General features: G+C 69.9%; 5 protein-coding genes. All 5 read right to left on the bottom strand.

The window, feature by feature from the left end; all coding sequences use genetic code 11:
* The coding region (locus ABH925_RS37440) for a condensation domain-containing protein (protein WP_370156072.1) at window positions 1-1,295 on the bottom strand (1,295 nt) is incomplete at its 3' end.
* On the bottom strand, window positions 1,292-2,401 hold the full coding sequence (locus ABH925_RS37435) for an aminotransferase class I/II-fold pyridoxal phosphate-dependent enzyme (RefSeq protein WP_370156069.1): 1,110 nt from the start codon (window positions 2,399-2,401) through the stop codon (window positions 1,292-1,294). The genes ABH925_RS37435 and ABH925_RS37440, both read right to left, overlap by 4 nt.
* A complete protein-coding gene (gene dapF / locus ABH925_RS37430; protein WP_370156066.1) occupies window positions 2,398-3,303 on the bottom strand; it encodes a diaminopimelate epimerase in 906 nt (301 codons plus the stop codon). The genes ABH925_RS37435 and dapF overlap by 4 nt, the downstream gene beginning before the upstream one ends.
* 64 nt (window positions 3,304-3,367) lie before the next feature.
* Window positions 3,368-4,072 (bottom strand): 2OG-Fe dioxygenase family protein, encoded by a 705-nt coding sequence (locus tag ABH925_RS37425; protein WP_370156063.1) that lies wholly within the window; start codon window positions 4,070-4,072, stop codon window positions 3,368-3,370.
* 2 nt (window positions 4,073-4,074) lie between these two features.
* Window positions 4,075-5,127 (bottom strand): iron-containing redox enzyme family protein, encoded by a 1,053-nt coding sequence (locus tag ABH925_RS37420; protein WP_370156061.1) that lies wholly within the window; start codon window positions 5,125-5,127, stop codon window positions 4,075-4,077.
* Between the last annotated feature and the right edge of the window lie 406 nt (window positions 5,128-5,533).

Genomic DNA, 5,533 nt, shown 5'->3' with positions numbered 1-5,533 from the left:
TCGGCGGCGGCGGTCAGCACGGTCTCGATGTGGCCGAGCATCGCCTCGATCCGCCACTGGTCGAACAGCTCCGAGCTGTACTCCACCGACGCCTTGAGCGTGTCGTCCGACTCGATGAAGTTCAGCGAGATGTCGAAGCGGGCGCCGGCCGACGGCAGCAGCATGTACTCGCTGGTGACGCCGGGGAAGAAGAGGTTGTCACCGGAGGTGGCGCCGCCGAGGAGCTGTACGGCGACCTGGAAGAGCGGGTTGCGGCCCGGCTCGCGTACCGGCTGCACCCGGTCCACGACCTGGTGGAACGGCACCTCCTGGTGCTCGTACAGCTCCAGGTTCGCGTCCGCCGTCCGCTCCAGCAGCTCGGTGAAGGTCGGGTCGCCGGAGAGGTCGGAGCGCAGCACGGCCATGTTGATGAAGAGGCCGACCACGTTCTCCAGTTCGGGGTCGACGCGGCCCAGCATGGGTACCCCGACGGCGATGTCGTCCTGGCCGGAGTAGCGGGCCAGCACCGTGTTGAACGCCGCAGACAGCACCATGAACAGCGAGACGCCGTGCTCCTGTGCCGTCGCCCGGGCCCGGTCCAGCAGGCCGTCCGGCAGCGTCTTGATCACCGAGCCGCCCCGGTGGTTGGACGTCTGCGGCCGCGGCCGGTCGGTGGGCAGCTCCAGCACCGACAGGTGCGCCAGCTTCTCCTGCCAGAAGGTCAGCTCCTCCTCCAGCTCGGCGCCGTCCAGACGCTCGCGCTGCGAGCCGGCGAAGGAGGTGTAGCCGGGGTCGTCCTGCTCGAAGACCGGCTCGTCGCCGTTGAGCAGCGCCTGGTACGCCGTGGTGATCTCGGCGTTCATCACCGCGGACGACCAGCCGTCGGTGACCAGGTGGTGGAAGCCCTGGACCAGCACGTACTCGTCATCGGCGAGGGTGAGCAGCCGGAACCGGTAGAGCGGTCCGGTCTCCAGGTCGAAGGGCAGGTTGGTCTGCGCGCTGATGTCGGCGTCGATCGCCTGCTGCCACCCGGACGGGTCCAGCGCGGTGAGGTCCACGACCGTCAGCCCCACCTCGGCCGGCGGCTCCGCGATCACCTGGAACGGCGTGCCGTCCGTGGTGTGCAGCGTCGCGCGCAGCGCCTCGTGCCGCGAGACCACCAGCGTGAGGCAGCGGCGCAGCACGTCCACGTCCAGCCGGCCGTGCAGCCGCCAGGCCAGCAGGATGTTGTAGGTCGTCTCGCCGGGCGCGAGCTGGTCGAGGAACCAGAGCTGCTCCTGCCCGAAGGACAGCGGTGTTCCGGTGGTTGTCGTCATGACGTGAAGCTCCCTTCGGGGGTGGTGGCGAGGACCTCGCCGATGCGGCGGAGCCCTTCGTGGAGGATCTGCGGGTCGCGTGCGAAGGCCAGCCGCAGGCCGCGGCTGGCGCCGAGGGTCTCGGCGGGCATGACCAGGACGCCGGTGTCGAGCACCCGGCGCGCGAAGGACAGCGAGGACTCACCCGTGGTCAGGTGGATCCAGGCGAACGGGGTGCCCTCCGGGGTGACCAGCCGCAGCTGGTCGGGGTACTGCTCGCACCACTGGGTGAGGATGTGCAGGCCCTCGTCGGTGAGCCGGTGGTACTGCCGGGCCCATTCCTGCCAGCGCTGCAGCACGTCGACCGCGAGGTGCTCGCAGAGCACCGAGTTGGCGATCGAGGTGAGGTGCTTGTACTCGGCGCAGGCCGAGACGACCTCGGGGGGTCCGTACATCCAGCCGACCCGCAGGCCGGGGAAGCCGTACATCTTCGACAGGCTCGACACCGACACGAACCGGTCGCCGCGCAGCGCCGGCGAGGTGGCCAGGTCCAGCACGTACTCCTCGTCGAGGAGGATGTAGGCGTCCGACTCCTCGGCGACCGCGCAGAGCGCCTCGAACTCGCGGTGCCGGATCCGGCGGCCGGTCGGGTTGCTCGGCGTGTTCACCGTGATCAGCCGCAGGTTCGGACCGGCGGCCTCGCGCAGCGTCTCCAGGTCGATGCTGAAGTCCTCGGCGAGGTTGAGCACGCGGACGTCGCAGCCGAGCTTCTCCGGCACGTCCCACGCCTGCTGCCAGCCCGGACGGAACGCGATGACGCGGTCGCCGGGCTTGAGCAGGGTGCAGTACAGCAGGTAGAGGGCCTCCTGCGCGCCGTGGGTGACGATCACCCGGTCCGAGGAGCCCAGGTACCGGTCGGCGACGAGCTCGATCAGGTCCGGACTGCCGCGGTCGACGCCGTAGTTGAGCTCCAGGTCGGCGGGTACGTGCAGCTGGCTCATGGTGCCGCACTGGACGTGGCTGTCGCCGAGGTCGATGTCGTAGCGGCCGAGTGAGTCCTCGAACACCCACTTGCGCATCGGATAGGTCAGCGCCACTTCTGGCGCGCGTTCAAGGGCTTGGGTCATGCCGGCACCTCGCTGGCTGGTCGGGACGGCCGGCGGATGCCGAGCCGCTCGCGGAACACCGGGGAGAGATCGCCGACGAGTACCTGTTCCACCGGGCCGGTCATGGTGACCTCCCCGTCCGCTCCGATGGCGAGCTCCAGCTCGCCGCCGGGCATCCGCACCGTGACCCGGTCGCCGACCAGGCCGAGGGCGTGCGCCGCGCTGGCGACGGCGCAGCTGCTGCTGCCCGAGGCCAGGGTGTAGCCGGCGCCGCGTTCCCAGATCTCGATCCGGATCGTGGCCCGGTCGATCACCTGGGCGAACTGCACGTTGGTACGGGAGGGGAAGCGCGGGTGGCCGGCGACGGCCTCGCCGAGTTCCCGGGCCAGCCGTGGGGTCACCTCGTCGGCGAAGACCACGGTGTGCGGATTGCCGTTGTGGAGGGAGGTCACGGTGAGGGTCCGGCCGGCGACCTCCAGGGGCCAGCTCAGCGTCGAACCCTCCAGGCCGGTCACGCCGACGTCGGTGACGTCGAACGAGGGCCGGCCCATACCGATCTCGACCAGGCCCGCGTCCAGGTCGCGGATCCGCACCGGCGAGTCGCCGGCCAGGGTCCGCACGCTGAACTCGGTCCCGGCCGCGGTCCCGGTCGGGTAGTTGTCGGCGATGTGGAGCGCGAACAGGCGGATGCCGTTGGCGCTCTTCTCGCAGGTGCTTCCGTCGGAGTTGAAGATCTGCAGCTCGATCGGACGTCCCGCCTCGACGGGCGCCATCGGGCCGAAGAGCACGCCGTCCGCACCGATCCCGAAGTGGCGGTCGCACAGCAGTCGGGCGGACTCGCCGTTCGGGGCGATCTCCGAGTCGTTGGGGTCGATGAGCAGGTAGTCGTTGCCCAGGGCGTGGTACTTGGCGAATTCAGGCATGGAACGGCCGATCGTCGGCCGTCCGCGGCCGCCCCCGGTCAGGAGGCCGGCCGCGGACGGGGGGTCACATGGCGGACGAGGTGGCCCCGGAAGCCAGCGCGGCGGCGTCGTGGTCGTCGCCGTACCACTTCTCCTTCCAGCGGGAGAACGCGACGATGAGGATGTCGCGGTGGCCGGGCTTGCCGTCCTTCGGCAGCACGTCCGTCACGTCGTGGGCGATCGCCCGGTCGTCGAGCAGCACGGCCTGACCCGGCGACACCGTGCCGGCCCAGAAGGGCTCCTCGGCGCCGTCCAGCCAGAGCCGGGTCTCGCCGCCCTCGACGTTGTCGCGGACGAAGACCGAGATCATCACGTACTCGTGGCCGTCGTGGTGCACGCCCTCCGGGGTGAGCTGGCCCGGCTTGTCCGGGGTCGCCCTGGTCCGGTTCTGGTGGACGTTGATCTGCCAGTCCTCGGTGGTGTCCAGGCCGATGGCCTCGGCGCCGATGCGGATCAGCGGGGTGAAGTCGGCCTCGAGCGGCTCGTAGGTGCGGCGGATGCCGCCGGCGACCGGGTTGAAGTCGGTGAAGGTGGTGTAGTCGCGGTGCGGCAGGAGCTCGAAGCCCCAGCCGGTGCCCTCGGTCCACGACAGCCGGTACTGGTCGAACCGCTTGTAGCGGGTCAGGTTGCCCATGTAGGGGTCGTGCGGGCAGTTGTCGTAGCTGGCGATGATCTCCTCGGAGATCGGCGGCAGGTCGACGATCGCGTATCCCTGGGTGTTCAGTGCCATGGTCAGACCTTCCGGATGCCGTGGGCGGACGCCTGCTCCAGGCGCTCGTCGAGGTGGCGGGCCGAGGAGTTCAGCCGCCAGAGGGTGCCGCGGGCGATGCCGTGCCGCATGTGGTCGGAGGTGGCCGCGGGCAGAACGATGTTGTGGAACCAGCCGGCCGCGTGGACGGAGTCGATGGTCACGTGCAGGCGGTGGTAGGTGATCCCGACGTCGGGCAGGCCGAGCCGCTCCCAGGCGCGGATCACGTTGGTGAAGCGGTCGGGTACCAGCCACTCGGTCATCCCGAGGAAGCCGACCGCCTCCGGGTACAGCGAGCGGTAGCGGCAGACCAGCAGCGCCAGGTTGCCGGCGAGCAGGTCGCTCGCCGTCATCGCCGACTCCAGCTCGTCGTCGGTGATGGCGAAGACCTCGTAGATCTTGTTGAAGAGGTGGGTGTGCACCTCCTCGGGCTTGCCGTTGCCCATCTCGTCCCAGAAGTTGGACGCGATCTCCATCTTGGCCTGGCCGGCCGTACCGACCTGCATCAGCGCGAGCAGGTCGTCGAACCGGCCGTCGACCAGCGACTCCTGGATGACGTAGGTGCGCAGATCGTCGGCGGTGGCGTGGTGGTTGATGAAGTCCCCGTAGTAGGGGTGCTTGAACACCCGGTGCTGACGGGCCATCGTCTTGATCCAGGAGAGGAAGGCCTTGCCCTCGGTGGGCGCCGCCTGGATCGAGCCCGGCTCGATCCACCGGTCCTCGGCCGCCAGCGTGGCGACCTCCAGCGACCGGGTGATGTCGTGCAGGACGACAGACCCCTCCGCGGTGTGCGCGTGCGGAATCGTGGTGTACATGCCGTAGATGCGGGCGAGAAGCAGTTGCTGGTGGTAGAAGGCAACCCGGTCTCCCGCCGCCGCCTGGTCGTTCATGGCGCCCACGGAGGCCACCAGTCTGACCCGATCGTCGCCCTCCAGGGTGCGGTCCACCTCGGTGGCGGCGACCGTCAGCAGGGACGAGATCTCGTCGACCAGTGCCGAGTACGTCGGACGGCCGGCTGCTTTAGTTTCTTCGTGCACGAACACAATTTCTCCCGTGGTGATGCCCAACCTTGTGGGGGGTGGCCGTCGAGTGGGTGCGGGGCCTTGTCGCCCCTCTTTACGCGCTGCCGTGGAGCGTGGTGACGCGTTCCGCGTCGCCGCGGCCAGGAAGCGCGAGACCGACGACCGACCGATACCGGAATTCGAGTCCCGCGGTGACTCGGATATCCGTGATCCGGCGACAGAGGTAATCCTCGTCAGCCGCACCCCGGCACACCAGGGTTCAGCGTGGCCAGACCGCTGCTGTCCGGATGCGGACACGGTCCCGTGCAGGTGGGACGTGGTCCGGACACACGACCGCGGGGCCCGCGGGGGGGGGGGGCGCGGGGGGGGGGGGGGGGGGGGGGGGGGGGGTGGGGGGGGGGCGCGGGGAGGCACGCGCAGC

The organism is Streptacidiphilus sp. EB129, assembly GCF_041262645.1.
Taxonomy (GTDB): Bacteria; Actinomycetota; Actinomycetes; order Streptomycetales; family Streptomycetaceae; genus Streptacidiphilus.
This window is presented reverse-complemented; position numbering and strand designations above follow the sequence as displayed.

Bases quoted from the DNA above. Each gene is read 5' to 3' on its own strand.
- ABH925_RS37435 (WP_370156069.1), bottom strand. From the start codon at position 2,401: ATGACCCAAGCCCTTGAACGCGCGCCAGAAGTGGCGCTGACCTATCCG.
- dapF (WP_370156066.1), bottom strand. From the start codon at position 3,303: ATGCCTGAATTCGCCAAGTACCACGCCCTGGGCAACGACTACCTGCTC.
- ABH925_RS37425 (WP_370156063.1), bottom strand. From the start codon at position 4,072: ATGGCACTGAACACCCAGGGATACGCGATCGTCGACCTGCCGCCGATC.